At 64.4% G+C, this 1242-nt stretch carries 1 protein-coding gene; it reads right to left on the bottom strand.

Features of this window, described 5'->3' with window-relative positions:
* Window positions 1-641 precede the first annotated feature (641 nt).
* Window positions 642-884 (bottom strand): hypothetical protein, encoded by a 243-nt coding sequence (locus tag ABZZ74_RS54290; RefSeq protein WP_356951466.1) that lies wholly within the window; start codon window positions 882-884, stop codon window positions 642-644.
* Between the last annotated feature and the right edge of the window lie 358 nt (window positions 885-1242).

The raw sequence follows: 1242 nt of genomic DNA, 5'->3' as shown, positions 1-1242 counted from the left end.
TTATGGGACTGCCAGACGGGCGATATTCGGGGCATACGGCCCGAGACTCCACAGGGAGCCAGGCGCTGGTTGGCTGTGGTGCCCCGGGCCGTATGTGCACCACAGCAACACAAGAGTTGCCCATCGCGTGTTCCCGCGGCGTCGCGTGTCGCCGCATGCTGTGGTTCCTCCATGATCGCCCTTGGCTCCTGACCCCAACAGAGTCATACGACCCGCACTTCTGTCGATCCCGGACGCGGTGGCTCGCCGTGCAGTCCGCCAGGCCCCCCGTGCTCAGGGTCATGACGGGATCAGGAACAGCGCCTGGCCCAGGAATGGACGCAGCGCTGCATCGGTGAATTGGGAGTGTAAATCTAACGGCCCTGTCTCACATTCGGTGGTGACAGAACGTAATCACTGAAGTCCCTGGTCCGCCCAGCCGAGGGGATATATCGGGCGTACCGGGCACATCAGGGGGTACGTGGGGTGTGCACCGGCCCCGCAGAAGTAGCAGTGGAACCCTGCGCCTCCTGATTTCTGCGGGGCTGCTGCACCAGTTCCCGCCCTTTCGGCGCCCGGCACGCGACGGACACGGACCCGTCCACGGACATAAGAGCCCGACCAGATGGCTTCGTGTTGTGCGAAACCATCTCAGCAGTCCGCTACTTGAACCAGTAGCGGACGCCGTGATGGTGGGAGCAGGTGCCTTGAGAGTTCCGGGCGTAGGACAGGGAAGCGTCCTTGCACTTCGCGGTCTCGTACTTGTCCGCGGGCCTCTTGTGGTGCGTCCAGCCGCATACCCCGGTGGTGTGGCGGATGCAGTGGTGAGCGGTGTTGGTGGACGGCAGCGTCGCCGCGGACGCGGCCGGCGCGCTGAAGAAGACGCCGGCGATGGCGACAGCCATGGCGCAGGCAGCAAGACGAGTGCGCAAAGGATCCCCCCTTTTTTTGATGCTGAGCAAGTGCAGCGGGAGCCTATAGCGCTCTCAACTCCCCCCTTGCGTGAATTTGCACCTCTTTACCCTGGGTTCGGACCGATGCGCCCGTCGCCCGTCAGACCCAGGAGAGGCATGTGCGCACCGAGCCACCGGAAGCCCGCGCTTGAGAGGCCTGCGTTGAGCGGCACAGGCGAGCGGCAAGCGGGAGCAGCAGGTCGAGGGAATGTTTGCGGGGGGGGGGTGCCTCTATGTCCTTCGTCAAGGCACCCCTGCTGGGTTTGGGGTGATTCGGTCTTGTTGGGGTTATGCGGCGAGCTCGACGTCC

The organism is Streptomyces sp. NPDC006476, from assembly GCF_040612015.1.
In the GTDB taxonomy this organism is placed as follows: Bacteria; Actinomycetota; Actinomycetes; order Streptomycetales; family Streptomycetaceae; genus Streptomyces; species Streptomyces griseorubiginosus_B.
This window is presented reverse-complemented; position numbering and strand designations above follow the sequence as displayed.

Excerpts from the sequence above, each read along its gene's own strand:
- ABZZ74_RS54290 (WP_356951466.1), bottom strand. The coding sequence starts at position 884 with ATGGCTGTCGCCATCGCCGGCGTCTTCTTCAGCGCGCCGGCCGCGTCC.